The following is a 23,470-nucleotide window of genomic DNA, read 5'->3' on the forward strand; positions in this document are numbered from 1 at the left end:
CTCGACGTCCCCGGCCGGCCCGGGGCATGCCTTCCATCGGCACACCGGCGGAGCCGGCCGGGGCCAGCCGGGACCCGAGCGGGTCGCCACGAGAAGAGAGCCGTGTCAGCGGCGGGGGTGAGACCACAGTGAAGAGCAGCGGACCTCAGACCGGCCGTCCACCGCGGCCCGGGGCGGCGCGGCAGCGCCGGCTCCTGGCGCTGGCGGGCGTCCGGGGCCAGGTCGCGAAGGGCCGCGACTTCGCGCGGCAGGCGCTGCGGGACTGGGAGTGGGACGGGACCGAGACGTCCGAGGACACCCTGCTCGTCGTCTCCGAGCTGGTGACCAACGCCGGTCTGCACGCGGACGGCTGCCTCCAGTTGGTCCTCACCGGCGGTGACGTCCTGCGCATCGAGGTGTTCGACGGTTCCACGGCGCTGCCGCACCGCCAGTCCTCGCCCCGGCGGGGTGCGCCGGGCGGCCACGGGCTCACCATCATCGACCGCCTCTGCGACCGCTGGGGCGCCGAGGCCCACGACGGGGGCAAGGTGGTGTGGGCCGAGATCGAGGCCGCCCGGCTGGTCTCCGGCCGGCCCGCGGGGGGCTGAGCCCGCCGCGGGGCGTTTCGTTTCGCGGACGGGCCGCCCGGATCCGTTCGCTCAGCGGCTTTCGCCCGGCGCCCGGGGCGGCTGGAGTGGGGGCATGCCTTCCACTCCTCCCCCAGCGACCCCCGAGCCCGCCGAGGAAGGGGACGGGGACGACGACTGCGAGCGCGTCCGCCGGGTCCTGGCGCTGGCCGGCTTCGGCACGTCCTCACGGGCGGGGGACGGACTGCGCGTGTGGCCGGCTCCGGAGGGGGTCATGGTGGGGTGGGTCGCCCGGGAGGTGCTGCGGCCGACCGTCCGGGTCCACGCCCACGAGGACGATCTGTCGCGGTTCACCTCGCTGACGGGCCTGCACAAGGCGCTGCGGACGGCGCTGGCCGTGATCCTGCGCGACGCGGGGCTCGACGTGGCCGCCCACGGGGAACACCTGCTCGCCGTCCGGCCCCCGGGGCCGCCCCGGGCCGGTGGGGAGCCGCCGGGTCAGGAGCCCGCGAGGGTACGGCCCGGCGGGCCGCCGTAGGCGGCGCGGTAGGCGGCGGAGAAACGTCCCTGGTGGTGGAAGCCCCAGCGGTTCGCGATGGCCGTGACCGTGTCCCGGGCGGGGTCCGCGGCGACGAGGTCGGCGTGGGCCAGTGCGAGGCGTACGCGGCGCAGGTACGCCGTCGGGGTGGTGCCGAGGTGGCGGCGGAAGGCGTACTGGAGGGCCCGCGGGGTCACCGAGGCGGCGGCGGCGATCTCGGCGAGGCCCATCGGCGCGTCCGGCTGCGACTCGATGAAGGCGACGGCCCGGCGGACGGTCTCCGGCGTCGCGTCCCGCGTGTCGGCGAGGACGGGATCGGGGCGGGCGTTGGTGGCGAAGGCGGCCACGACGGTCGCGGCCAGCATCCTCGCGGCGGCGTCGGCCAGCAGCGGCTCGCCGCCCGCCGGCAGGCGGGTGAGGCTCTCCTCGACGTAGTCGACCGTCCTCTTCCACTGGTCGGCCATCGCCTCGGAGACGGGCGTGAAGCGGGTGAAGCGCAGCGGGCGGTCGGGGCGGTCGGCCGGCCGGCCGGCGACTTCCCCGACCAGGGCGAGCGGGACCGTCACGGCCCGGAGTTCGGCCGAGTACACCCGTCCCGCGTAGGGGAGGTGGGGCTGTGAGATCGCGAGGACGTCGCCCGGCCCGGCCTGCGCGGTGTCGTCGGCACACTCCCTGGCCATCCGGCCGCCGACCACGTGGGTGATGGCCACGGCGCCGAGGGGGCCGGTGGCGTAGGCGTACTCGGCCGGCAGCGAGATGGTGCTCAGTGATGCCGGGCCGACGTCGTCGCGCGTGTACGTGAAGGGGCTCGCGGGCGCGGGCGCCTTCATGCGCAGGCTCGTCCCGTACGCCGACCTGAGCCAGTCGCGTGCCACGTCCACGTCGGAGGTCCGGAAGGTGTGCCCGGTCCGTGGTCCGGCCGCGTGCTGCTGTCGTCGCATGGTGGAGGCGTCCTCTTCCGCGGGGGCGCGGCGGGGAGGAGCTGCGCGGGTTCAGCGTACGTGGGCGGGGGGCCGCGCGGGGCGCGTTCGTGAGCCGCGGACCGGACGGCCCGGGGTGCGGGGGTGACGCCGGTGCCTGCCCCGCGCCCGGGTCACCTGCGGTTGGCGTCCGCCGGACGGGCCGGCCGGTCCCAGCACGCGTTCCTCGTAGCGGCCGAGCCCGAGGACGGCGCACATCAGCAGGGGCGGTACGAGGAGCGCCAGGAACAGCATGGGAGGGCTACCTGTGCCGGGCCAGGGTGGCCACCAGGACGACCAGGGCGAAGGCCATCACCAGCAGGTGCAGCCAGACGGGTCCGGATCCGGCGGCCTGGGCGAGTGTCGCGCTCGTATTCGGTGTCATGTGGCGCGCTTGCCCCCGCTCGGGCGGCTGACACGGCCGGGCCCGAACCCGTCGCCGGTTCCGGCGGGGCGTCAGCGGGGCGGTTCGCGGCGGGCGGGGAGGCTGCCGTCCGTGGTGCGGCCGGCCCTGACCGCCACGTCGAGGAGCAGGGTGTCGGCGCCGTGACGGGCGACCAGTTGGAGCCCGACGGGTTCGCCCGCCGGGGTGGTTCCGGCGGGCAGCGTGAGCGCCGGATGGCCGGAGATGTTGAACGCCCAGGTGAGGGCCACGCTCATGCGGGTTCCGGGGCCGTCGTGGCCGTGCGGGGGGTGGGGGGTGGTGGGCGTGGCGATGAGGTCGAACTCGTCGAAGACCGCCCGCAGGTGCTCGTCGTTCGCCGCGACCAGGCGTTCGGTGTCCGGGCCCGGTGCGCCGGCGCGCAGGGCGGTCCACGCGGGGGCGGGGTCGTGGAGCGCGACCGGGTGGCCGACGACGCCGAGGGGGGCGGTGCGGGAGAGCCGGCGCAGGGCGCGGCGGGCGGTGTCGGCGACGTCCGGGTCGGTCGCGGCGAACCCCAGGGTGGGGGTCCAGGCCACCCGCGGTGTACGCGGAAGCGGGGGTGTGGCGGTGGGGCCGGCGACGGCGCGGAGGTAGGCGGCGGCGTCGTGCGGGGTGTGGGCCAGCACGCCGGGGGTGTTCAGCGCGGAGCGGTCCCGGGAGGGCAGGAGCCCGTTGGTCGGCTTGAGGCCGATGACGCCGCACCAGGCGGCGGGGATGCGGACCGATCCGGCACCGTCGGAGCCGGTGGCGAGCGGTACGAGGCCCGCGGCGACGGCGGCGGCGGAACCGGCTGACGATCCGCCCGGGGACCAGGCGGGGCCGAGGGGGTTGAGGGTGGGTCCGCGGTCGGTGGAGCCGTAGGTCTGCCAGCGGGTGCCGGCGCGGGGGACGGAGGTCGCCCCGATCGGGACGCACCCGGCGGCGGCCAGCCGCCGGTTCTGGAACGAGTCCGGGCCTTCGCTCGCCTTGACCCCGATCGGTACGCCGGCCAGCGGCGGGCGGGCTCCGCGGGCCACCGCCGCGTCGACCTCGGCCGCCGCGGCGCGGGCGGCGTCCGCCCACAGGGCGGTGAAGGCGCGCAGGGCGCCGTCGCGTTCGGCGGTGAGCGCCAGGGCGGTGTCGACGACCTCGCGGGCGGTCACCCGGCCGCCGTTGACCAGCTCGGCGATCTCCACGGCGGACAGCGAGGCGTACGGGCGTTCTCCGAGCATGCGGTTCCCTCCGTGGGCGGGCGGTGCCGGGCGTACGGGCCCGGCGTCGGTACGAGTCCGGCGTCAGTACGAGTGGTCGACCGTGACGTCGGCCGACAGGCGCAGCGCGGCTCGGGCCGGGTCCCCGCGCAGCTCCAGCAGGGTGAGGGCGAGGGCGTCGATCACGGTGAGGTGGGCCAGGCGGCTGGCGACGGTTTCGAGGCCGAACACCAGGTCCTGGCCGCCCGCGACCAGGGTGCGGTCGGCGGTCTCGCCGAGCGGCGAGCGGGCGTAGCTGGTGAGGGCGACGACCCGGGCCCCCGCCTGTCGTGCCCGCCGGGCGGCGTCCACCGTGCTGCGCGTGGCGCCCGTGTGGCTGACGGCCAGGCAGACTCCGGCGGCGGTCAGCTGTGAGGCGGCCAGTTGCGCGGTCAGCGGGTCGGCGGGGGCGTCGACCGCGCAGCCCAGTGCGCGCAGCCGGTAGGCGGTGTCCAGGGCGACCGCGCCGGACAGTCCCGCCCCGACGACGAGGATCCGGGGGGCCGCGTCGACCAGTTCGGCCGCCGCCCGCAACGCGTGCGGGGTCACCGTCGCCGCGACCGCGTCCAGGGCCTCCCGGCCGGCGCGGATGGTGTCGGCCAGGGCCCGCGCCGCGGGGTCGCGGTCCCGGGAGGGTTCCGGGGCGGGTGCCTGCCGGGCGGCGGCGATCTTGAGCTCCTGGTAGCCGCGGAAGCCCAGCCGCTGGCAGGCCCGTACGACGGAGGACGGGGCGGTGCCGGCCAGCGCCGCGACGTCGCTGACGCTGAGCCGCACCAGGTCGGGACCCTGCTCGAGGACGACCCGCGCCACCCGTGCCTCGGTGTCGCGCAGCTCGGACAGGTGGGCCCGGATGTGGGCGGCGAGCCCGCCCGAGGCGGCGGAAGCGGATTCCATGGGTTTACGCTAGCAGGGAATGCCATTCCACAGTCCGTCGTGGGGAGCGCCCCGTGCCCGTCAGCCTGCCGTCCGTGACCGGCGCCGCCGCCGTGCCCGCCGTCGTCCTCGCCTCGGCGGTGCTGCACGCCGTCTGGAACGGCCTCACCCACGGCCTGCGGGACAAACTCGCCGGCTTCACCCTGATCAGCCTCGCCTCCGCGGGCTGCGGAGCGGTCCTCGTCTGCCTCGCGCCGCTGCCCGCGCCGGCCGCCTGGCCGTACATCGCCGCCTCGGCCGCGCTGCAGGCCACGTACCAGCTCCTGCTGCTGCGCGCCTACCAGCTCGGGGACTTCGGCCAGATGTACCCCACCGCGCGGGGCACCTCTCCCGTGGTGGTGGCCGTGGTGTCCACGGCCCTCCTCGGCCACACCCTGGCCACCGGGCAGGCCCTCGGCATCGCCGTGATCGCCTGCGGACTGGCAGGCCTGGCCCTGGCCGACGGGATCCCCGGCCGCGCGCAGCTGCCGGCGCTGGCCGCGGCGGTCGGCACCGGGGTGATGATCGCCTCGTACACCCTGGTCGACGGCAGTGGCGTGCGGGTCTCCGGCAGCGTCCTCGGGTACATCGCCTGGCTGTTCCTGTGCCAGGGGCTGGTCCTGCCGCTGATCGCCGGGGTCCGGCGGGGCCGTGCCCTGTTCACCGCACTGCGCCCGTTGTGGGGCCGGGGCCTGGCGGGCGGCCTGCTCTCGCTCCTGGCGTACGGGCTCGTCGTGTGGGCGCAGTCCCGGGGTGACCTCTCCACCATCGCCGCGCTGCGGGAGACGAGCATCGTGTTCGGGGCCCTGATCGGCGCGGTCGTCTTCCGCGAACGCCTCGGCCGTCGCCGGATCGCCGCCAGCGCCACCGTCCTGGTGGGGATCGCGGTACTCCAGCTGGCGGGGGGCTCCTGAGCGGGCCCGCCGCCGGGGGCCGGGGGCGGCGGGCTCAGTGGAGGCAGAGGCAGAAGGGGTGGCCGGCCGGGTCCGCGTAGACGCGCCAGTTGGCGTCCGGGCGGAGCTGGTCGGTCCGCTCCAGTACGGTCGCCCCCAGGGCCAGCGCCCGCTCCTCCTCGCCTTCGAGGTCGTCCACGTCGAAGTCCAGGTGGAGCTGCTGCGGGTGTCGCCGGCCGGGCCACTGGGGCGGCTGGTGGCCGTCCACCCGCTGGCAGGCCAGCGGGGTCCCCTCGAAGCCGTGCACCTCGACCCAGTCGGGGTCCTCGGGATCCGCGACGACGCGGCCGCCGAGCAGGGCGGCGTAGAACTCCGCCAGCCGTACCGGATCGGCACAGTCCAGTGCGACCGCCTGCAGCTTCCGGATCACTTCCGACTCCCTTTCAGCCCTGCCGCTTCCGCGACGCCTGCGTACCGGAGGGGTCGTACCCGGCGCCGGGGCGGGCATGCCCGCCGGTGCGCGGGTCCTCGTCCGCCGGGGCGGCCGCGGTCCGCGGCCGGTAGCGGGAGACGGCCACTCCGGCCAGGCACAGCAGGCCGCCGAGGAGGGTGAGCCAGGCCGGCACCTCGCCGAGGAGGATCCAGCTCAGCAGGACGACGATGGCCGGCACCGCGTAGGTGGTCGCGCCGAGCTTCCCGGCCGGCATCCGCGCGAGGGCGAACGTCCAGGTGGTGAAGGCGAGGGCGGTCGGGACCACGCCCAGGTAGAGCATGTTCAAGGTCGCGGAGAGCGGGGCCTTGGGGACCTCGGCCGCCAGCTGTCCGGCGAACGGCAGGCAGGCCACGGTTCCGGTGAGGCAGCTGTACGTGGTGATCTGCAGCGGCGTCCCGTACGAGAGGGCGGGCTTCTGCGCGACGACGCCCGTCGCGTACGCCACCGCCGCGAGCAGGCACAGCACCACCCCGAGCACCGAGGTCGTGCCGTCGCCGCCGGACGACATCGACAGGCCGACGACCACGGCTCCGACGAAGGAGACCGCCATGCCGGCCATGAGCCGGGGCGGCAGGGCCTCGCCGAGCAGGCGCGCGGCCAGGAGCGCCATCAGGATCGGCCCGGTGTTCACGAGGAGGGACGCCGTGCCGGCGTCGACGAGGCGCTCGCCCCAGTTCAGCGCGACCGTGTAGCCCGCGAACCAGACGAGGCCGGACACCAGGATGCCGCGCCGGGCGCCGCGCGGGGGCAGGCCCTCGCGGCGCAGGAGGAGGAGCGCCACCAGCACCAGCGAGGCGGCGAGGAGCCTGCCCAGGGCGAGCGCCCCCGGCGAGTAGGCGGCTCCCGCGCTGCGGATGGAGACGAAGGCGGACGCCCAGGCGAACACCGTGAAGCAGACGGCGCCGAGGGTGGGGAGGTGGGGCGACAGGACGCGCGAGCGGGCAGGCGGCTGGGTCTTCATGTCCCCGACCCTACACCGAATACTTCGGTGAGTGCCGAAGTATTTTTCGCTGCGGCCTCCGGGCGCCTAACTCCACGCCTCCGGGGTGAGGCCCAGCAGCCCGCCGAGGGCCTCCTCCCCCGCCGGCGTCACCAGCAGCCCCCGGCCGCCGCCCTCGGGGCGGACCACCCAGGCCTCCTCCAGGGCCCGCGCGCACAGTCGGGCGCCGACCAGTCCGCCGAGGTGGCGGCGGCGCTCGGTCCAGTCCAGGCAGGAGCTGACCAGCGGCCTGCGCCCCGCGGCCGCCACGTCGACGCCCGCCTCCCGGCACCAGTCCAGGCCCGCCCCGGTCAGCGCGAACACCGCGTCGGTGCGCAACAGCCCCCGGTGTTCCATCGCGTCCGTGACCGCCATGCCGAGGCGGCCCGCGAAGTGGTCGTAGCAGGTGCGGGCCCGGGCCAGCGGGTCGGGGGCGGCGACCACCGGGACGGTGTGCGCCGCGTCCCGGCCCGGGACGGCGTAGGAGGCCAGCGCGTCCACCAGGCGGGCCGTGGCGGCGTCGGCGATGCGGACGTAGCTGTGCCGCCCCTGGCGCTCCGTCACGCAGATCCCCGCTTCGAGGAGCCGGTTCAGGTGGCCGCTGACGGTGGACGGGGCGACCCCGGTGGTCCGGGCCAGCTCGCCCGCGGTCCAGGCCCGCCCCTCCAGCAGCGTCATGCAGATGGCGGCCCGGGTCTCGTCGGCCAGGGCGGCGGCGAGGCCGGCCAGCCGTGCGGCGGGCGCCGGCGAGTCCACCGGACCGGGGGCGGGTGCGTCGTCGTGATTCATGGGTCCAGGGTGCCCCATCGCTTCGGCTTATGGCGAATGATTGGTGCCGGGGCCGGGGTCCGTCGGCGAAGGGGCGCCGGGTTCAGGCGGCGAGGTGGGCGGCGATGAGTTCCGCCCAGGAGTCGACGAAGGCCGGGAAGCCGGCGGCGAACTCGTCGAGCGCCCCGGCCGCGGCCGGGGTGAGCGGCGTCATGTCGTAGGTGACCCGCACGGCACTGCCGCTCTCCGTGGCGGCGAGGTCGACGGTGACCGTCCCGGCCCGCACGCCCGGGGTGATCCGCGCGTAGGAGACCGAGTGCGGGAAGTCGCGGGCGGCCACCAGCCAGGTCGTCTCCTCCTCGTCCGACGAGGTGAGCCAGACGGTTCCCGGCTCGGTGTCGTCCGGCGTCTCGACCGGGAAGACCGGCTCCCAGCCCGGCACCCAGTCCCGCTCGCCCCGGGCGGTGAAGAGCCGGAAGGCCGCTTCGGGCGGCAGCGGGACGGTCAGTGCGGCGCTCAGGACGCGGCGGTTCATTTCTCCTCCAGGGGCGGGCGGGCCGAAGGCGGTCAGCCCCGGCCCCTGGACGGTATCCGCCATTCCGGGGCGCTGCGCTGGACAGAACGGGGAGCCGGGGCATACCTGGCCCGGGAGCGGGCCAGTACACGGGGGGACCGGACCATCCGCAGCGGAACCCGCTCAGGTTGCAGGGAGACTCGATGACCATGTCGACGGTGGCGCGCATCGCGGTGACGGTGGGTGTGACGACGCTACTCACCGCGGCCTCGACCCTCAGTGCCGCCGCCCGGACGCCGGAGCCCAGGGCTCCCGGGGAGTTCGTGGCGCTGAGCGCCGTCGACCCCACGATCCTCCAGGAGATGCGGTACGTGTCGGCCCACAACTTCATCGGCGAGCGGATCGACGGGTACCGGCAGCCGGTCTGCATCCTGACCCGGCCGGCGGCCCAGGCCCTGCACCGGGCCCAGAGGCGCCTGGTACGCCAGGGGTACTCGCTCAAGGTGTACGACTGCTACCGGCCCCAGCGCGCCGTCGACCACTTCGTACGGTGGGCCAAGGACCTGTCCGACGAGCGGCGGAAGGCCGAGTTCTATCCGCGGGTCGACAAGTCGCGCCTGTTCGAGGACGGCTACATCGCCGAGAAGTCCGGGCACAGCCGGGGCAGCACCATGGACCTGACGATCGTCCCCCTCCCGGCGGTTCCCGCGCCCCCGCCGGTGCCGGGGCAGGATTCCGTCCCCTGCTACGCGCCGCGAGCGGAGCGGTACCCGGACAACTCCGTGGACATGGGCACCGGCTTCGACTGCTTCGACACGCTGTCGCACACCGACGACCCCCGCGTCCAGGGGGAGCAGCGCGCGCACCGCCGGCTGCTGAAGACGGCGCTGGCGGCGGAGGGCTTCGTCAACCTGCCCGAGGAGTGGTGGCACTTCACGCACAAGCCCGAGCTGTTTCCGGACACCTACTTCGACTTCCCCGTGGCGCGCCGGTCGGTGGCCGGGCACCGCCCCTGAGGAACGGTGCCCGCGTCAGCCGGGCGGGGGGCGGGGTCGCCCCTTCGTGTGGCACCCGCGCGTCACCGTGGTAACGGTCCGTCACTTTCCGTAACGTCGAGCGGGGCTCGGGTTTCGCCCCCACGGACTCGACGACCAAGGAACGGCCATGCCCAAAGGACTGTCCATCCACATCGGCATCAACGAGATCGACGAGTCCCGCTACGGGACCAAGGGCGAGCTGAAGAACCCCGAGAACGACGCCCTGACCATGCGGGACCTCGCCCGGGCCAACGGGTTCGACACCCTCGCGACGCTGCTCACCAAGGACGCCACCAGCGACAAGGTCGCCTCCGCCCTGAAGGCGGCCGCCGCCCGGCTCACCGCCGGCGACCTCCTGCTGCTCACCTATGCCGGGCACGGATCCCAGGTCCCGGACAAGAACGGCGACGAACCCGACCGCCGCGACGAGACGTGGGTGCTCTACGACCGGCAGTTCATCGACGACGAGCTGTACGCCGCCTTCGCCTCCTTCGCCGAGGACGTACGCGTCCTCCTGCTCTCCGACAGCTGCCACAGCGGTACCGTCTCGCGCGACGTCTCGCACTTCCTCGACGACGCGGAGCTGGTGCGCGCCTTCGACACCAGTGAGCCGTCCGAGGTCCGCGCCCGCATCCGCGCCCTGCCGCAGGACGCCCAGTTCCGCAACTACCAGCGGGACCAGGAGCTGTACGACGAGATCCAGCGCTCCGTGCCCGCCCTGGACCTGCAGGACATCCGGGCCGATGTCCTGCTGATCTCCGGCTGCCAGGACAACCAGACCTCCAGCGACGGCGTGGGGCCCAACGGCCTGTTCACCGAGGTCCTGCTCAAGACGTGGAAGAACGGGGCGTTCCGGGGGAGCTACTCGACCCTCCACCGCCAGGTCGTCGAGAGCATGCCCTTCTACCAGACGCCCAACATGCTGCAGACGGGCAAGCGCAGCCAGGAGTTCGCCTCCCAGGCGCCGTTCTCCATCTGACCCTGCTCCGGCCCCCGCAACTACCCAGTGGTAGTCATGTCTTGACCGACCCGTGCGCCCGAGAGGGGTGCACGGGTCTCGACGAGGGGGACCCATCATGACGATGACGTACCGTCGGAGCAGGCCAGTGCTCTCGACGCTCTCCGCCGGGATCGCGGCCACCGCGCTCCTCCTGGGGCTCGCCGGGCCGGCCGGCGCCGCTCCGCTTCCGGACACGGGGAAGGGCGGCCCGGCCGCCAAGGCGGTCAAGCCCGTCCGCGAGGTACCGCCGATCCAGAACTTCGGCACCATCGACGGCTTCGGGCAGAACTCCGAGCACGAACGGATCACCCGCGCGGCCCTCGCCTGCGCACCCGGCACCGCTCCCGGCGCGGCCGGTGCGTGCTTCCAGCCGGCCTCGATCCGCCAGCTGGCGGGGGCGAACGCAACGATGGGGGCCATCGGTGCGCCGGACATGGACCAGGCGCTCACCGAGGCCGCGCACTGCGACGGCGCCGACTACCTGAACGCGGCCGGCTACCCGCGGACCAGGGCGCAGGCCACCTCGGTGCTGCTGTCCTGCATCGCGCACCTCAAGGGTGAGTTCGACCGGGGGGTGGAGAAGGCGGACGTGCTCGTGAACGCCGCGGGCGCCGTCAGCGTCCCTGACACCGACCTCTCCTCCGACTGCACCTTCGTGCTGGGCGTGCCCGGCCGCGGCAAGTGCAACGCCGTCGAGGGCTTCGGCCGGGCGCTGCACGGAACCGAGGACTTCTACTCGCACAGCAACTGGGCGGACCAGGCGGACGCCAGGTCGGCCATCGGCATCGCCAACCCGCCAGGCCTGGCCCGTACCGGTCCTGCGCCCTTCCTCCGGCTGGCCGCCGCGGCGCCCTCGGCCTCCGACATCCCCGGGGACCTCACGACGGGCTGCTTCAGCCTCAACCCGTGGGGCTGTGGCAAGCGGATCACCCACGGCGTCCTGAACAAGGACAACGGGACCATCGACCCGGCCACGGGGAGGGCCACCTCCCCCACGACCGCGCGGGGGCAGGTCGCCGGAAACTTCAACGCCGCCGTCCAGGCGGCCATCGCGGACACCCGCGCCCAGTGGGACGGCTTCCGCGGCTCGCTCATCGCCCGCTACGGGACGGTGCGCGGACAGCGCATGGCGTGCGCGATGACGCATGACGATCCGGCCCGCGACTGCCGCTGACGATCGCGTCGCGGAAGGGGCACGGTCCCCTTCCGCGACGGCCGGGCGGACCGGCCCCTTGTCAGCCCCTGGCCCGGGCCGCGGCCACGGCTTCCCTGACCGTCCGCGCCACGCGGGCCGCGTCGTCGGGGTTGTTCACCACGTCCGTGCGGCTCATGTCGACCACGAGCACCTCGCTGGCCGAGTAGTGCTCGTACACCCAGTCGTCGTAGCCGGACCACAGCGTGCGGTAGTACTCGACGAGGCTTTCGTCCTGCTCGAAGTCGCGGCCCCGCAGCCCGATCCGGTGGAGCACCGTCTCGAAGTCCGCCTTGAGGTAGACCATGAGGTCGGGTGCCTTGCGGTAGGGCAGGCCGTCGATCTCGCGCATCATCTCGTCGAGCAGCCCCTCGTACACCCGCATCTCGAGGGAGCTGATCCGGCCCAGGTCGTGGTTGACCTTGGCGAAGTACCAGTCCTCGTAGATGGACCGGTCGAGGACGTTGTCGCCCTGCTTGTAGGCCGCCTTGATGGCGGCGAACCGCGTCTGCAGGAAGTAGAGCTGGAGGAGGAAGGGGTAGCGCTTGGCCTGGATCTCCTCCGGGCTCGCCGTGTAGAAGAGCGGCAGGATCGGGTTGTCCTCGACGCTCTCGTAGAAGACCTCGCTGCCCAGCTCCTTGGCGATCAGTTCGGCCACACTCGTCTTGCCGATTCCGATCATGCCTCCGACGCAGATCACCGACATACCTCACTTCTCCCTGGGGGTCTTCTTGTTCGCGGGTGGGAGGAGCGGCCGTCACCCGATGCCCCCAGACCTTCATGATCAGCGCCACAGGGCTGTGTGCCCGGGCCGAGAACACGACGCGGGCCGTCCACTCGGCCGGTCGAACGGACCGCCTCGTGGTTGCCGCGTACGACGAGCCACCGCCCCGCGGCCGCCTTGAAGCATAAATGACGTTTCACGCCGCGCCGGACGCTCGCCACCCGGCCGTCCGACCGCCCCTATGCGCCGCCCCGGCATCCGGTTAGGCTTGCCTTGCCTGACGCGCCGGCGTGCAGGTGGCAACCGGTGGAACGGAACGGCAGGGGCAGGGTGCAGGTGGGTGGATAAGGTCATCGTCACGGCCGGGGCCCTGTACGCCATCGTCCTGCTGCGTGCCGGAGGGACGTTCGCCCTGGGGTGGCTCACCGGCGCCGGTGCCCGCCGCAGCAGGTTCGCCGGGCGGATCTCCTCGGCGAAGTTCCGGCGCGCCGAACTGGCGATCCAGCGGTGGGGCGCGCCCGTGGTGGCCGTCTCCTTCCTGACCGTCGGCTTCCAGACCGCGGCCAACTTCCTCGCGGGCAGCATGCGCATGCCGCTGCCGCGCTACCTCGTCGCCCTGTTCGTGGGCGGAGCGGCCTGGGCGCTGCTCTACGCGACCGCGGGGCTCGGCGTCCTCGAAGTGCTGGGGAGGCTCTTCGCCGAGCGGACGGCCCTCGGGGTCGGCGCCGTCGCCCTCCTCGTGGCCGCGGGGTGCGCGGTGGTGGTGTACCGCCGGAGGCGGGCGGCCCTGTCCCCCGGTGACGCCGCGGCCGGGGAGTCGTGAGCGCGTCCTCGCGAGGCAGGGCCGGCGTATACGCGGAACCGTAGGACGCTCACCCGGACGTCCCCTCCCCCGGGCGGGCGGCCGGGCCGAACCAGCGGGTGAGCGTCTCGGCGAGGCCCGCGCCGCCGGCCCAGCAGACGTATCCGTCCGGGCGGACGAGCACGGCCTCGGCGTCGGGCGTGCCGGATATCGCCCGGGCCCGCACCTGCGTGATCCGGTCCTTCCAGGGGGCCGCGGCGGTGAGCGGGGCGTCGGCGAGGTCGAGGAGGACGCCCCGTCCGGTCCGTGTCAGATCGCTGAACCGGACCGGCTCGCCGTCGCCGAGGTCCAGGTCGGCGTCGGGCATCCGCAGGCCCAGGAGCGGATGGGGAGCGGCGTCGGGGGACGGGAGGAGGAGGTCGAGCCCGGCCATCACCCCGGCCATGTACCGGTTGGCCTCGGGCAGGCGGAGCAGGTCGGTGAGGACGTCGCGCAGCTCGGGCAGCCCGGCGTCACGCTGCGGCCCCATGACCACCCCCTGGGCCCGGGTGAGGGCGAGCACCCGGGCGGCGACGGGGTGCCGCTCGGCCTGATAGGTATCCAGCAGTTCCTCGCCCACCTCGCCGCGCAGGACGACGCCGAGCTTCCAGCCGAGGTTGAACGCGTCCTGGACGCCCAGGTTGAGCCCCTGGCCCCCGGCCGGGGAGTGGATGTGGGCGGAGTCCCCGGCGAAGAGGACGCGGCCGTGCCGGTAGTCCTCCAGCTGCCGGCTGGCGTTGCTGAACCGGGAGGCGTAGCGGATCTCGGCCACGTCGACCCTCCCGCCGTGGGTGGCCTGGAGGACTTCGCGCACCTCCTCCGGCGTGACGGGGGCGTCGCGTGCGGCCGACATGGTCCGCGGGCCGCTGAGGATGAGCTTGTGGAGCCCGTTCGCCAGGGGCGTGATCATGGCGAAGTGGCCCTGGGGCGAGGTGTGGATCCGTGAGCTGATGTGCCCGGCGGTGCTGTCGTCGACGTCACCGGTGAGCACGAGATCGGCGGTGGCCATGCGGGCGGTGGCCGCCTCGCCGGGGAACGCGGCTCCGATGATCTTGCGCACGCTGCTGTGCGCGCCGTCGCAGGCGACGAGGTAGCGGCCCCGCAGCGTCCGGTCGCCGTCCGGAGCGGTCACGGTGACGGTGACGCCGTCGGCGTCCTGATGGAGGGCGGTGAGCCGGTGTTCCCTCAGCACCTGGCCGCCCAGCTGGACGAGGCGGTCTTCGAGCACCGCCTCCAGCTGGTCCTGCGGGAGCAGGACGGGGTGGGGATAGCGCGTGTCCCACGCCGCGTAGTCCAGCGGGACGGGCAGGCCCGCGAAGTGGCCGCCGACCAGCCGGTAGTCGATCGACCGGTCGAGGGTGTCGTCCAGCAGGCCGCGCAGGGCGAGCATCTCGGCCGTCCTGGGCTGGATCGCCCCGGCCCGGGACTGGAGGTTGCGTCCGGGCAGCCGGTCCAGCACGACCGCCGGGACGCCGGCGAGTGCGAGTTCGGTGGCGAGCGTGAGCCCGGCGCCGCCGGCCCCCACGACGATGACGCCGGTGACCTGCGCGTTCATGGAGCCTCCTCGGAAGATTCCTTCACTTGGTCGATAACTATACCAGGTGCAAGTTTCCTCTCGGTACCCCTTTGTTATCGTGGGCGCATGGCTGAGGAACTGGGACTCCGGGAACGCAAGAAGCAGCGCACCCGGCAGACGATCTTCGAAGAGGCGTTGCGGCTGTTCCTGAGCCGCGGCTTCGACGAGGTCTCGATCGCGGAGATCGCCGAGGCGGCCGAGGTCTCCAAGCGCACGCTGTTCGCCTACTTCCCGACCAAGGAGGACCTGGTCCTGCACGTGTTCGCGGACCACGCGGACGAATCGGCCCGCGTGGTCCGCGCCCGCCCCGCCGGGACGAGCCCGCTGGCCGCCCTGCGCGCGCACGAGCTGGACGCCCTGGCCCGGCGGGACCCGAACACCGGGCTCACCTCCGACCCCGACGCCGTGGCCTTCGCCCGGCTGCTCAGCACGACGGCGAGCCTGAGCGAGCGGCTGCTGCGGTACGCGGGGCACAGCATCGCGGCCCTCGCCGAGGCCCTGGAGGAGGCCGGCGCGGACGAGCTCACGGCCCGGCTCGCCGCGGTGCAGATCGTCACCGTCCTGCGCACCCTCGCCGCCCGCAACAGCGAACAGGTGCAGGCGGGCCGCCCGGCCGACGAGGTATACCCCGAGGCCGTGGCCGCCGCCGACCGGGCCTTCCGGCTCCTGGGCACGGGGCTGGCCGACGCCCTCCCCCGCTGAGCCCCTACCGGGCGTCCGCCCCCGCACCCCGTGCCCGCTCCCGTTCCACGACGGCGCGGAAGCCCGTCGCGGGGCGGCCCGTGAAGCGCGGGACGGAGTCGGTGACGCGGTCCTCGGCGCCCGCCGCGACGGCCCGGTCCATGTCGGCGAGCATCGTCGCGAACTCGGCGGGCATCAGCCCGGCGAGCCGCTCCCGCATCTCCGCGTGGGACAGGGACCGGTGGATCACGGGGGCTCCGGTGACCTCCGTGAGGATCGCGGCGACGTCGTCGTAGCCGAGGGCTTCGGGTCCCGTGAGGACGAGGTCGATGTCGGGGGCGCGCACGGCGGTCAGGGCGCGGGCCGCCACGGCCGCGATGTCGTCGGCGTCGACGAAGCCGACCCGGCCGGTCCCGGTGGCGGTGCGGATGACGCCCTCGGTGCGGATGCTCCGCGCGTGGAGATGGCCGCCGGTGAAGTTCTGCATGAACCAGGACGGCCGCAGCACCGCCCACTCGTCGAAGATCCCCGGCAGCGCCGCGTGCACCCGGCCGACCGCCGGGCCGCCCTCCGCCACGGAGGAGGCGCTCAGCAGCACCGCGCGCCGGACGCCGGCGGCCCGGGCCCGGCGCAGGAAGGGCAGGACGACGGCGGCCGGGTCGGGATCGCCCACGGGCGGGACCACGTAGACCCGGTCCGTCCCGGCGAGGGCGGCGCCGTGGGTGGCGGGCTCGTACCAGTCGAAGGCGACGGCCTCGGCGCCCGGCACCGGGGTGGCCTTGCGGCCGGCCGCCCTGACGGTGTGGCCGGCGGCGGTCAGCCGCGCGCAGGTTCGGCTCCCGGTGGTACCGGTGGCGCCGATGACGAGGGTGGTGCCGATCGCGGGTGCGGCGTCCGTGGTGGTCATCGGGCGCTCCCGGCGGAGTCGGCGCAGGCGTCGAGGACGGCGAGGGGGTTCCAGTAGTCGCGGTAGGAGGTGAACCTGCCGTCCTCGACGGTGACGACGGCTATGTACGTCATGTCGAAGGGGCGGCCGTCCTCCACCCACCTCCCGACGCCCCGCATCTCGGCCACGACGGTCCGCGGATCGGTGGTGCCGTGGATCCGCAGATCGGCTTCGGGGAAGTCGTGCAGGTCGATCCGCTCGGGATAGGGGCGCATGTACCCGGCGATCGCCTCCCGGCCGTCCAGCCGTCGGGGCAGGCCCGGGGGTGCGAACGGGAACTCCATCACTCCCCCTTCGGCCCACAGGCCGACCCAGCCGTCGATGTCCTTGTCGAGCAGGAGCCTGAGGCCGTGGCGGTACAGGGCGGCCGGTGCGTGCGGTGGGGCCAGGGGCATGGGTATCCTCCAGTCAGAAAATACGGACCATCGGTCCGCTTCAACGATACGGACCCCGGGTCCGTTTTTCAATCGGAGGTATCCGGTGACCCCGCCGCCCGAGCCCGAACGCCGGACCCGCAAGGACGCAGCCCGCAACCAGCAGGCCGTACTGGAGGCCGCCGACGCCCTCTTCGCCCGCTCCGAGAGCCCCGAGGACCTCACGATGGCCGACATCGCGGCGGCCGCCGGCGTCGGCAAGGGCACCCTCTTCCGGGCCTTCGGCGACCGGGCCGGACTGCTGCGCGCGCTCTACGAGGCGCGCCTTGAGCCGGTCCGCGAGGCGGTTGCGGCCGGCCCGCCGCCCCTCGGGCCGGCCGCTCCCCCGCGGGAACGCGTGCCCGCCCTGCTCGACGCCCTCCTGTGCTTCAAGCTCGACAACCGCCGCCTCGCGCTCGCCCTGGAGGAGACCGGGGGCAGCGGCCCGTACCAGGCCGGGCACTACGAGGGCTGGCACGACCTGCTCCGGTCCGTGCTGGAGCAGGTCCCCGGCCTGGCCGACCCCGGCTTCACCGCGCACGCCCTGCTCGCCGCCACCCGTGCCGACCTCGTCGAGCGGCTGGCCGGCCGTGACGGCGTACCGCGCGAGCGGCTGCGGGCCCAGCTGGCGGCGTACGCGGGCAGGGTCGTGGGCGCGGGCTAGGAGGCCCCCATCAGGGGCGGGGCGCGGTCTTGCGGGCGTGCAGGACGTGCGCGTCCAGGGGCAGCGGGGTGTGGTCCTGGAGGTCGAGGCCGGCGTCCGCCAGCAGGCGGCCGTAGTGGGCGGCGGTGCGTTCACGGCCGCCCACGTTGCAGAGCATGTGCAGGTCCCAGGCGGTGGCCAGCGAGGGGGAACCGTCCGCGGGCAGGACGCGCTCGACGATGAGCAGGTCGGCGTGGTCGGGCATCGCGCGGGCGCAGTGGCGCAGGATCTCCCGGCAGCGGTCGTCGTCCCAGTCGTGCAGGACGCGTGAGAGGAGGTAGACGTCCCCGCCGGCCGGCACGTCGGCGAAGTCGCCCGCACGGTAGGCGCAGCGCGCGCCGCAGCCCGCGGCGTCGAGAAGGCGGCGGGCCGCCTCGACGGCGTGCGGGCGTTCGAGGAGGACGCCGCGCAGGCCCGGGTGGGCGGTGAGGATCTGGCCGAGGAGCTCTCCGTTGCCGCCCGCGACGTCGACGACGGTGGCGGTGGCGGACGCCCGGGCCGCGGCGGTGACGGCCGGGTGCGCGGGGAGCGGCCGGAACATGCGCGCGCTCGCCGCCATGGACCGGTCGAAGAGGTCGGCGAGTTCGGGATCGCGGGCGAAGTGGTCGAAGTGGTTCTCGCCGAAGAGGTGGTCGAAGGCCGGCAGTCCGGTCCGTACGGCGTGGTCGAGGGCGCCGAAGGAGCGGTAGAACGGGCCCCCGTACATCAGGGCCAGGGGGTGCATCGACGCGGGCTCGTCGGTGCGGAGCAGGGCTCCGAGCTCGGTGAGGCGGAATCCTTCCTCCGGGCCCGGACCCGTGTCGTGGGTGACGGCGCCCAGCATCGCGAGGTACCGCAGGAGGGAGCCGAGGGCGCGGGGATGGGTGGCCGTCAGGCGGGCCAGGTCCTCCGTACGGCGCGCGGTGCGCGTGTCCATGGCGTCGGGCAGGCGCAGCCGGGCGAAGGAGGCGAGGGCCTGGGTGGCCCACGCCCCGGTGAGCAGGTGGAGGAGCGTTTCGGCGGGCTGCCGTTCGTCCTGGTGGCGGAGGTGGTCGGCGAGGACGCCGCGGTGGTCGCCGTGGGCGTAGAGCTCCAGTCGCCGGTAGCCGCAGGACGAGTCGGCGGGGGTGGTGAAGTACAGGACCGTCCCGTTCTCGTGCGGGTTGTGGCCGCCGCCGTCGGGGCGGGCTCCGTGGCGCGCGAGGGTCGCGCACAGGCCGCGCAGGACCAGCGGGTCCGGGCGTTCGATCTCGAAGGCCAGGTGCGCCTCGTGCCGGCGGGTCCGTTCGTGGGCGGCGACGGGCTCCAGGGTGGAGTGCGGGGGCACGATCAGGGCGAAGACCTCGACCGCGCGGCGTTCTCCGGCGGCGCTCAGCACCGGGGGGCGCAGGATCCGGACGTCGAGTTCGGCCGGGTCGCGCCGGTGGCGCCGGGCCAGGCGGTCGCGGACGACCACGCTGGGGTGGGAGGGGGTGTCCGCCGCCAGCCCGCACGCCTCGAGCTGGGCCCGCAGGCTCCGCGCGTCGGGCGGGAAGAGGAGCATCCCCGCGTGGGCGAAGCGGCAGCGCTCGGCCAGGGTCCGCAGGTCCGCGCCGTCGATGCCGGGCAGGAGGAGCGGCAGCAGGGTGGTGCTGTCGTGCTCGCGGACGAAGGCGGCCGCCGCGCGCAGGCGGGCCGTGTCGTCCGGGAGCATCGTTTCGTCGGGGACCATCGTTTCGCCGGGCAGCATCGTTTCGCCGGCGAGCGTCGTCGTCATCGTGGGAATGTCCTCGGGCCGGTGCGGGTCGGGGCGGGGCGGGGCACGTCAGGGTGGGGCGGGTGAGGGCGGAGCCGGGCAGGCGGGAAGCACGGGGAGGCGGGAAGCACGGGGAGGCGGAGCCGGGACGCGGCGGTCCGGGACGCGTGGGAATCAGACGCCGACGTAGTTCTCGGCGAACCAGTCCTGGTGGATGCGCGAGGTGCGCAGCGATGCGATCCGGGAGCGTCGCCGGGCGGCCTGGAAGAACGATCCGGCGTCCGCGTCGCCCTCGGGTGGCGCGTGCAGGAGCCGGGTCATCCAGCCGGTGAACTCCTGCGCCCTCCAGATGTACGCCAGGCACCGGTCCGAGTAGGCGTCGAGTCCCCGGGTGTCAGCGCGGGTGAGGGCGTCGACGAGCGCCTCGGCGAGGATCTCGGCCTCCAGGACGGCCAGGTTGGCGCCTTTGGCGGCGGCCGGGGCCGGCACGCTCGCCGCGTCGCCGGCCAGGAACAGCGCGCCGTGGCGGAGCGGTTCGACCACGTCGCAGGCCAGGTCGAAGAGGCCGCGCTCCAGGAGGGTGCCGCGGATCAGCGGGCCGTACTCGGGGGCGTGCATCCGGATGTCGAGCTCGTCCCAGATGCGTTGCGCGGGCCAGGCGTCGGCGGCGTCGCCGCGCTGCCACTGGAGGTAGTAGCGGGTCACCTCCGGGGTGCGGGCCATGTGTCCGGCGAAGCCGCGGTCGTGGAGGGCGTAGCCGACGGCGTCGAGGCTCGCGGGGGCCTGGGCGAGCAGGCCGAGCCAGGTGACGCCGTGGTCGTGGTGGTGGACGGTGGCCGTCGGCAGGGAGCGGCGGGCCGCACCGTGGCGGCCGTCGCACCCCGCGACGTAGCGGGCCGTCCACCGGACGGTCCGGCCTTCGGGGTCGCGTGCGGTGAGGCCGGGGCGGGCGGTGCCGGTGTCGTGGACGGCGAGCGCCTCGGTGCTGAAGTGGATGCGCCCGCCGCGGGCGAGGTAGTGCCGCAGGAGGTCCGTGACGAGGTGCTGCTGCGGGTAGACGTGGTGCCGCTCGCCCCGGCCGAGGGCCCCGTAGTCGAGGCGGAACCGCCCTTCGGGGGTGCGGAACTCGCAGGTGCCGTGCGGGCGGCCGTACTGGTGGAGGCCGTCGGCGAGGCCGTGGCCGTCCAGGATCCGCACCGTGTTCGGGGCGAGGAACCCGGCGCGGGCGCGGGTCCGGACGCGGGAGGAGGGGGCGCGTTCCAGGATGACGCAGTCGATCCCGGCGGCGAGCAGGAGGTTTCCGAGGACGAGCCCGGCGGGACCCGCACCGAGGACGACCACGTCGGCTGAGGCGCGTAACGCGCGGTGTGTCTGGCTGTCCGTCATAGCGGGTGAAGCATAAGCACGCGAACTTCAACCAACCTACGCCAGCCATCCCTTAGCGGGAATAGAGTGACAATCACCCTTAAGCGGTGCGGCCCTTGCTGACGCGCCCGAAGCGGTCTCCGGAGGGCCTGCCGGTGGTATGCGCCGGGCGTGCGGCGGCGGACGCACGCGCTCGCGTACGCCCCGGCGGGAACGCGCGGGGGAAGTCGGTGGAGCGCTCGCCGCCCGCTCTGTTACCGTCCTGCTTGCCGGCCGCGGGACTCCGGTGCGACTTCCGGAACCTGCCTCTGAAGCAATGATTCGCAGCTCGTGCCCCCATTCCCCGGCCGGCGTCCACCTCGGGGGGAGAGCGGAAATGGATTCGTACGCAGACCTCGTCGCGGCAGAAGACGTACTGCTCTTCGTCAACGCGGCGATCACCTCCACGGGCCAGCGGGAGTTCCGCGACGACGCGGACGAGCAGCGCATGTCCCTCGACTTCCTCCACGCGTACATGCTGGGCAACTACCGCGACCTGTACGCCGGGGTCCTCGCCCTCGACATCAACGACCACAACGCGGTGCTCATCGTCCGGCGGCTCCTGGAGACCGCCGGGGAGGCCGGCGCCGACCAGCGCCGCCGCGAGGGCCGGCTGATCGCGGCGCGGCTGGCGGCGCTGCCGCCGCAGCGCGTGTACGGGCTCTTCGACGCCCTGCGCCGGGCCGGGGTGAACAACCGGCGCACCCGGGCGATCGTGCGCGACTGGCTGGTCTGCCGCAAAGATCTGGCGTTCGACGCCGTGAAGTACCGCAGCGGCCTCAAGCGCGTCCTGCGCCACGCGCACCTCACCCCCGCCAACGCCCCGGAAGAACTCGGCACGTTCCTGTTCGCGCCGCACTCCCGGCCGCGCTACTCGGCACCCCTGCTGGAGACGTGGCGCCGGGCGCACTACGAGAAGGGGGCGCTGTACGAGCTGCCGTACACGGCCGCTGAGGGGTTCGCCGCCCGGCACGGCATACCCCGGGAGGTCTTCCTGGAGCGCATGGCCCCGCGGCTGACCCGCCTGGAGACCCTGCGGCTGCAGGAGTCCGCCCGGGCCCGTGGGGCCACGGCGGTGCGGAGTGACCTGGCCGGGATGCCGCTGACCCGCCTGGCGGCCTACGTGCTGTCGCTGCCGCTGGAGGACCGGCTGCGCCGGCGAGCCGAGCTGACCCGCGCCCTGGAGACCGCCGCCGGCCGGGTGGCCGGCGCCCACCGGGGAACCTGGGGGAAGGTGACCGCCGTCCTGGACGACAGCTTCTCCTCCTTCGGTTCGGCCCACAAGCGCCGGCGGCCGCTGGCCGTGGCACTGGCCTGCCACCACCTGCTCGCGGCCCTCGCCGGCGACTACACCGCGCTGTGGACGTCCGGGCGGACCGACGCGCTGCTGGCGTACCCGTACGGGCCGACGCCGCTGGGGCGGCGGATCCTCGACGCGCTGGAGACCGGCCCGGCCAGGCTGGTGATCGTCTCCGACGGATGGGACAACGCGCCTCCGGGCCTGGCGGGCGAAGTGCTGCGCATCTGGCGCACCCGGCTCGACCCCGGGCGCCGCACCGGCGTCGTGCACCTCAACCCCGTCTACGACGCGGCCGGTTTCGACGTGCGCCGGCTCTCCGCCACCGTGCCCACCGCGGGCATCCGGGACGCCGAGGACCTTCCGGCCCTGGTGGAACTCGCCCAGTTCGCGGAAGGCCGCACCGGCCTGGCCGAACTCACCGCGTACATGGACAGCCGTGCGGCCCTCATGACGGCCGGACACGACCGGGAAGGGGCACGATGAGCACCCCACTGGACCTGACCGGTCTCGCCGCCCGCCCCGCCCAGGTCTGGGGTGCCGTACGCCTGGTCCCGCTCGTCCGCGACGAGCCCATCGGCGACCTCCGGCTGCACGCCGAGCTCTACGGCGACGACACGGCCGGCCTCGTCGAGGTCGGCCCGCGCCGCGCCTGCCTGTCGTACGTCCCGCACGGGTTCGTCGCCTCGTGGACCCGTGACGGCACGCCGGCGGCCGCCTACGGCACACAGCTGTGCGCCGACCGCGACCAGGTGCCCGCCGCCACGATGGGCCTGCGCTTCCACCGCCGCACGGCCCGCCGCCAGGCCAAGGACCGGCTGCGGTTCCTCCCCCTGCACCTGTCGCTGGAGGGCTACCTGGCGCTGCACTCCGGCGGTCCCACGATCGCCTGGGAGGAGTGGTCGCACCGGGCGGTCAGCCAGGGCCTCTCGCCGCGGGCCGAGGAGGCCTACGCGGGGAACGAGGTGCGGGGACTCGCCGACGCGCTGCGCGTCTTCGAGATCCACCCCGGGCAGTGCGGTGTGATGGTGTACGTCGCCGACGCGCTCGCGGCCGCGTTCGCGGTCCCGCATCCCGACGACTACCGCGCACTGCACGCGACGCTCCTGCAGGACCTGTACGGCGAACTGATCCACCACTACGCCACGCTGGTGCTCCCGTTCCCGGACTTCCGCGCCCGCATCGCCGACTCGCGCATCGGCTCCCTGGACGACCTGCGCGGGGCGGCCGGCGAGCAGGAGGAGGCGTGGGCGCGGTTCCACGACACGACGACGGCCGCCGGACTGCTGGGGCACGCGTACACCTGGCAGAACGTCTACCGGATGGGACGCTTCACGCTCGCGCGCTTCCGGCCGCCGTTCCGTCCCAAGGAGGAGAACCACATCGGGGAGGCCATCACCGACGACAGCGGCCGGATCGCCTACCTCAAGTCGTTCCGGCTGTCGGAGGGCCAGGTCCGCCGCGGCCACCTGCTCGACCGGCTCGCCGCCCACGACTGGCACCTCCCCGCCACGGCGGCCGACCTCGGAATCGAGACCGCCCAGTTGGGGCTGCGGCTGGAAGCGGCCGGCTTCGCCTTCCTGCTCCGCCAGGACGTCCTGGACGGATACCGCAAGCGGGCCCGCACCGGGACCGGATGAGCGGCGGCCCGTCGCCCTCCAGGGGCG

25 protein-coding genes are annotated in these 23,470 nt (G+C 74.4%); 11 read left to right on the forward strand and 14 right to left on the reverse strand.

From position 1 onward, the window contains the following. Positions 1–128: 128 nt before the first annotated feature. Both D1J60_RS00965 and D1J60_RS00970 read left to right on the forward strand, forming a co-directional pair. On the forward strand, positions 129–587 hold the full coding sequence (locus D1J60_RS00965) for an ATP-binding protein (RefSeq protein ID WP_125819722.1): 459 nt from the start codon (positions 129–131) through the stop codon (positions 585–587). Between the two features lie 94 nt (positions 588–681). After that, a complete protein-coding gene (locus D1J60_RS00970; RefSeq protein ID WP_125819723.1) occupies positions 682–1,104 on the forward strand; it encodes a hypothetical protein in 423 nt (140 codons plus the stop codon). On the opposite strand, the gene D1J60_RS00975 is transcribed toward D1J60_RS00970, so the two are convergent. The 4 genes from D1J60_RS00975 to D1J60_RS00985 form a co-directional block, all read right to left on the reverse strand. Then, positions 1,065–2,045, reverse strand: a complete 981-nt coding sequence (locus D1J60_RS00975) for an AraC family transcriptional regulator (RefSeq protein ID WP_125819724.1) — start codon at positions 2,043–2,045, stop codon at positions 1,065–1,067. The two genes, D1J60_RS00970 and D1J60_RS00975, sit on opposite strands and share 40 nt — an antisense overlap. Before the next feature lie 280 nt (positions 2,046–2,325). Continuing rightward, positions 2,326–2,448 carry a hypothetical protein gene (locus D1J60_RS38580; RefSeq protein WP_260614085.1) on the reverse strand — a complete coding sequence of 41 codons (123 nt, stop codon included), beginning with the start codon at positions 2,446–2,448 and terminating at the stop codon, positions 2,326–2,328. Positions 2,449–2,519: 71 nt separating this feature from the next. Continuing rightward, the gene (locus D1J60_RS00980) at positions 2,520–3,698 is read right to left on the reverse strand and encodes an amidase (protein ID WP_125819725.1); all 1,179 of its coding nucleotides are present in this window, start codon (positions 3,696–3,698) and stop codon (positions 2,520–2,522) included. Positions 3,699–3,761: 63 nt separating this feature from the next. Then, on the reverse strand, positions 3,762–4,610 hold the full coding sequence (locus D1J60_RS00985) for a MurR/RpiR family transcriptional regulator (protein ID WP_125819726.1): 849 nt from the start codon (positions 4,608–4,610) through the stop codon (positions 3,762–3,764). Between the two features lie 53 nt (positions 4,611–4,663). On the opposite strand from D1J60_RS00985, the gene D1J60_RS00990 reads away from it, so the two are divergent. Then, entirely contained in the window at positions 4,664–5,542 is an 879-nt protein-coding gene (locus D1J60_RS00990) for a DMT family transporter (RefSeq protein ID WP_125819727.1), read from the forward strand. A 34-nt stretch (positions 5,543–5,576) separates the two neighbouring features. Here D1J60_RS00990 and D1J60_RS00995 read toward each other — a convergent pair whose 3' ends face one another. From D1J60_RS00995 to D1J60_RS01010, 4 genes are all read right to left on the reverse strand, one after another. Further along, a complete protein-coding gene (locus D1J60_RS00995) occupies positions 5,577–5,951 on the reverse strand; it encodes a VOC family protein (RefSeq protein WP_164720803.1) in 375 nt (124 codons plus the stop codon). A 13-nt stretch (positions 5,952–5,964) separates the two neighbouring features. Further along, positions 5,965–6,975: a DMT family transporter gene (locus D1J60_RS01000; protein WP_241253088.1), complete on the reverse strand. Its 1,011-nt coding sequence runs from the start codon at positions 6,973–6,975 to the stop codon at positions 5,965–5,967. 66 nt (positions 6,976–7,041) lie between these two features. Beyond that, entirely contained in the window at positions 7,042–7,782 is a 741-nt protein-coding gene (locus D1J60_RS01005; RefSeq protein WP_125819729.1) for a helix-turn-helix domain-containing protein, read from the reverse strand. 82 nt (positions 7,783–7,864) lie between these two features. Continuing rightward, complete coding sequence (locus D1J60_RS01010) at positions 7,865–8,296, reverse strand: SRPBCC family protein (protein ID WP_125599551.1); 432 nt, start codon at positions 8,294–8,296, stop codon at positions 7,865–7,867. Between the two features lie 182 nt (positions 8,297–8,478). On the opposite strand from D1J60_RS01010, the gene D1J60_RS01015 reads away from it, so the two are divergent. The 3 genes from D1J60_RS01015 (at position 8,479) to D1J60_RS01025 (ending at position 11,486) form a co-directional block, all read left to right on the forward strand. Beyond that, complete coding sequence (locus D1J60_RS01015; protein WP_125819730.1) at positions 8,479–9,291, forward strand: M15 family metallopeptidase; 813 nt, start codon at positions 8,479–8,481, stop codon at positions 9,289–9,291. 148 nt (positions 9,292–9,439) lie between these two features. Then, on the forward strand, positions 9,440–10,291 hold the full coding sequence (locus tag D1J60_RS01020; protein ID WP_125819731.1) for a caspase family protein: 852 nt from the start codon (positions 9,440–9,442) through the stop codon (positions 10,289–10,291). A 97-nt stretch (positions 10,292–10,388) separates the two neighbouring features. Continuing rightward, on the forward strand, positions 10,389–11,486 hold the full coding sequence (locus D1J60_RS01025; protein ID WP_241253089.1) for a CinY protein: 1,098 nt from the start codon (positions 10,389–10,391) through the stop codon (positions 11,484–11,486). A gap of 61 nt (positions 11,487–11,547) precedes the next feature. On the opposite strand, the gene D1J60_RS01030 is transcribed toward D1J60_RS01025, so the two are convergent. After that, positions 11,548–12,210, reverse strand: a complete 663-nt coding sequence (locus D1J60_RS01030; protein ID WP_125819733.1) for a deoxynucleoside kinase — start codon at positions 12,208–12,210, stop codon at positions 11,548–11,550. A 358-nt stretch (positions 12,211–12,568) separates the two neighbouring features. On the opposite strand from D1J60_RS01030, the gene D1J60_RS01035 reads away from it, so the two are divergent. Beyond that, positions 12,569–13,051 carry a VTT domain-containing protein gene (locus D1J60_RS01035; RefSeq protein WP_125819734.1) on the forward strand — a complete coding sequence of 161 codons (483 nt, stop codon included), beginning with the start codon at positions 12,569–12,571 and terminating at the stop codon, positions 13,049–13,051. Between the two features lie 49 nt (positions 13,052–13,100). Here D1J60_RS01035 and D1J60_RS01040 read toward each other — a convergent pair whose 3' ends face one another. Then, positions 13,101–14,624 (reverse strand): FAD-dependent monooxygenase, encoded by a 1,524-nt coding sequence (locus D1J60_RS01040; protein ID WP_125819735.1) that lies wholly within the window; start codon positions 14,622–14,624, stop codon positions 13,101–13,103. A gap of 87 nt (positions 14,625–14,711) precedes the next feature. Here D1J60_RS01040 and D1J60_RS01045 point away from each other — a divergent pair, with 87 nt between their 5' ends. Then, positions 14,712–15,347, forward strand: a complete 636-nt coding sequence (locus tag D1J60_RS01045) for a TetR/AcrR family transcriptional regulator (RefSeq protein WP_125819736.1) — start codon at positions 14,712–14,714, stop codon at positions 15,345–15,347. 4 nt (positions 15,348–15,351) lie between these two features. Here the strand turns inward: D1J60_RS01045 and D1J60_RS01050 are convergent, their stop codons facing one another. Both D1J60_RS01050 and D1J60_RS01055 read right to left on the reverse strand, forming a co-directional pair. Next, entirely contained in the window at positions 15,352–16,233 is an 882-nt protein-coding gene (locus D1J60_RS01050) for an NAD(P)H-binding protein (RefSeq protein WP_125819737.1), read from the reverse strand. Continuing rightward, complete coding sequence (locus D1J60_RS01055) at positions 16,230–16,661, reverse strand: nuclear transport factor 2 family protein (protein WP_125823786.1); 432 nt, start codon at positions 16,659–16,661, stop codon at positions 16,230–16,232. The genes D1J60_RS01050 and D1J60_RS01055 overlap by 4 nt, the downstream gene beginning before the upstream one ends. 91 nt (positions 16,662–16,752) lie before the next feature. Here D1J60_RS01055 and D1J60_RS01060 point away from each other — a divergent pair, with 91 nt between their 5' ends. Beyond that, positions 16,753–17,349, forward strand: coding sequence for a TetR/AcrR family transcriptional regulator (locus D1J60_RS01060; protein WP_125819738.1), 597 nt, complete (start codon positions 16,753–16,755; stop codon positions 17,347–17,349). Positions 17,350–17,359: 10 nt separating this feature from the next. Here D1J60_RS01060 and D1J60_RS01065 read toward each other — a convergent pair whose 3' ends face one another. Then, complete coding sequence (locus D1J60_RS01065; protein ID WP_125823787.1) at positions 17,360–19,078, reverse strand: methyltransferase; 1,719 nt, start codon at positions 19,076–19,078, stop codon at positions 17,360–17,362. A 198-nt stretch (positions 19,079–19,276) separates the two neighbouring features. Then, positions 19,277–20,488 carry a 4-hydroxybenzoate 3-monooxygenase gene (locus D1J60_RS01070; RefSeq protein WP_206436460.1) on the reverse strand — a complete coding sequence of 404 codons (1,212 nt, stop codon included), beginning with the start codon at positions 20,486–20,488 and terminating at the stop codon, positions 19,277–19,279. 355 nt (positions 20,489–20,843) lie between these two features. Between D1J60_RS01070 and D1J60_RS01075 the strand changes: the two genes are divergently transcribed. Together D1J60_RS01075 and D1J60_RS01080 are read left to right on the forward strand one after the other, a co-directional pair. Continuing rightward, on the forward strand, positions 20,844–22,289 hold the full coding sequence (locus D1J60_RS01075) for a hypothetical protein (protein WP_125819739.1): 1,446 nt from the start codon (positions 20,844–20,846) through the stop codon (positions 22,287–22,289). Then, the gene (locus tag D1J60_RS01080) at positions 22,286–23,443 is read left to right on the forward strand and encodes a hypothetical protein (protein ID WP_125819740.1); all 1,158 of its coding nucleotides are present in this window, start codon (positions 22,286–22,288) and stop codon (positions 23,441–23,443) included. Before D1J60_RS01075 ends, D1J60_RS01080 begins: the two co-directional genes overlap by 4 nt. Positions 23,444–23,470: the final 27 nt, after the last annotated feature.

This window comes from Streptomyces sp. W1SF4 (genome assembly GCF_003950035.1).
GTDB classification, from domain to species: Bacteria; Actinomycetota; Actinomycetes; order Streptomycetales; family Streptomycetaceae; genus Streptomyces; species Streptomyces racemochromogenes.

What these genes read in the sequence shown, in the direction of transcription:
- D1J60_RS00970 (WP_125819723.1), top strand. Translation starts at nt 682, where the DNA reads ATGCCTTCCACTCCTCCCCCAGCGACCCCCGAGCCCGCCGAGGAAGGG.
- D1J60_RS00975 (WP_125819724.1), bottom strand. Translation starts at nt 2,045, where the DNA reads ATGCGACGACAGCAGCACGCGGCCGGACCACGGACCGGGCACACCTTC.
- D1J60_RS38580 (WP_260614085.1), bottom strand. Translation starts at nt 2,448, where the DNA reads ATGACACCGAATACGAGCGCGACACTCGCCCAGGCCGCCGGATCCGGA.
- D1J60_RS00980 (WP_125819725.1), bottom strand. Translation starts at nt 3,698, where the DNA reads ATGCTCGGAGAACGCCCGTACGCCTCGCTGTCCGCCGTGGAGATCGCC.
- D1J60_RS00985 (WP_125819726.1), bottom strand. Translation starts at nt 4,610, where the DNA reads ATGGAATCCGCTTCCGCCGCCTCGGGCGGGCTCGCCGCCCACATCCGG.
- D1J60_RS01000 (WP_241253088.1), bottom strand. Translation starts at nt 6,975, where the DNA reads ATGAAGACCCAGCCGCCTGCCCGCTCGCGCGTCCTGTCGCCCCACCTC.
- D1J60_RS01005 (WP_125819729.1), bottom strand. Translation starts at nt 7,782, where the DNA reads ATGAATCACGACGACGCACCCGCCCCCGGTCCGGTGGACTCGCCGGCG.
- D1J60_RS01010 (WP_125599551.1), bottom strand. Translation starts at nt 8,296, where the DNA reads ATGAACCGCCGCGTCCTGAGCGCCGCACTGACCGTCCCGCTGCCGCCC.
- D1J60_RS01015 (WP_125819730.1), top strand. Translation starts at nt 8,479, where the DNA reads ATGACCATGTCGACGGTGGCGCGCATCGCGGTGACGGTGGGTGTGACG.
- D1J60_RS01020 (WP_125819731.1), top strand. Translation starts at nt 9,440, where the DNA reads ATGCCCAAAGGACTGTCCATCCACATCGGCATCAACGAGATCGACGAG.
- D1J60_RS01025 (WP_241253089.1), top strand. Translation starts at nt 10,389, where the DNA reads ATGACGATGACGTACCGTCGGAGCAGGCCAGTGCTCTCGACGCTCTCC.
- D1J60_RS01030 (WP_125819733.1), bottom strand. Translation starts at nt 12,210, where the DNA reads ATGTCGGTGATCTGCGTCGGAGGCATGATCGGAATCGGCAAGACGAGT.
- D1J60_RS01040 (WP_125819735.1), bottom strand. Translation starts at nt 14,624, where the DNA reads ATGAACGCGCAGGTCACCGGCGTCATCGTCGTGGGGGCCGGCGGCGCC.
- D1J60_RS01045 (WP_125819736.1), top strand. Translation starts at nt 14,712, where the DNA reads ATGGCTGAGGAACTGGGACTCCGGGAACGCAAGAAGCAGCGCACCCGG.
- D1J60_RS01050 (WP_125819737.1), bottom strand. Translation starts at nt 16,233, where the DNA reads ATGACCACCACGGACGCCGCACCCGCGATCGGCACCACCCTCGTCATC.
- D1J60_RS01065 (WP_125823787.1), bottom strand. Translation starts at nt 19,078, where the DNA reads ATGGTCCCCGACGAAACGATGCTCCCGGACGACACGGCCCGCCTGCGC.
- D1J60_RS01070 (WP_206436460.1), bottom strand. Translation starts at nt 20,488, where the DNA reads ATGACGGACAGCCAGACACACCGCGCGTTACGCGCCTCAGCCGACGTG.
- D1J60_RS01075 (WP_125819739.1), top strand. Translation starts at nt 20,844, where the DNA reads ATGGATTCGTACGCAGACCTCGTCGCGGCAGAAGACGTACTGCTCTTC.
- D1J60_RS01080 (WP_125819740.1), top strand. Translation starts at nt 22,286, where the DNA reads ATGAGCACCCCACTGGACCTGACCGGTCTCGCCGCCCGCCCCGCCCAG.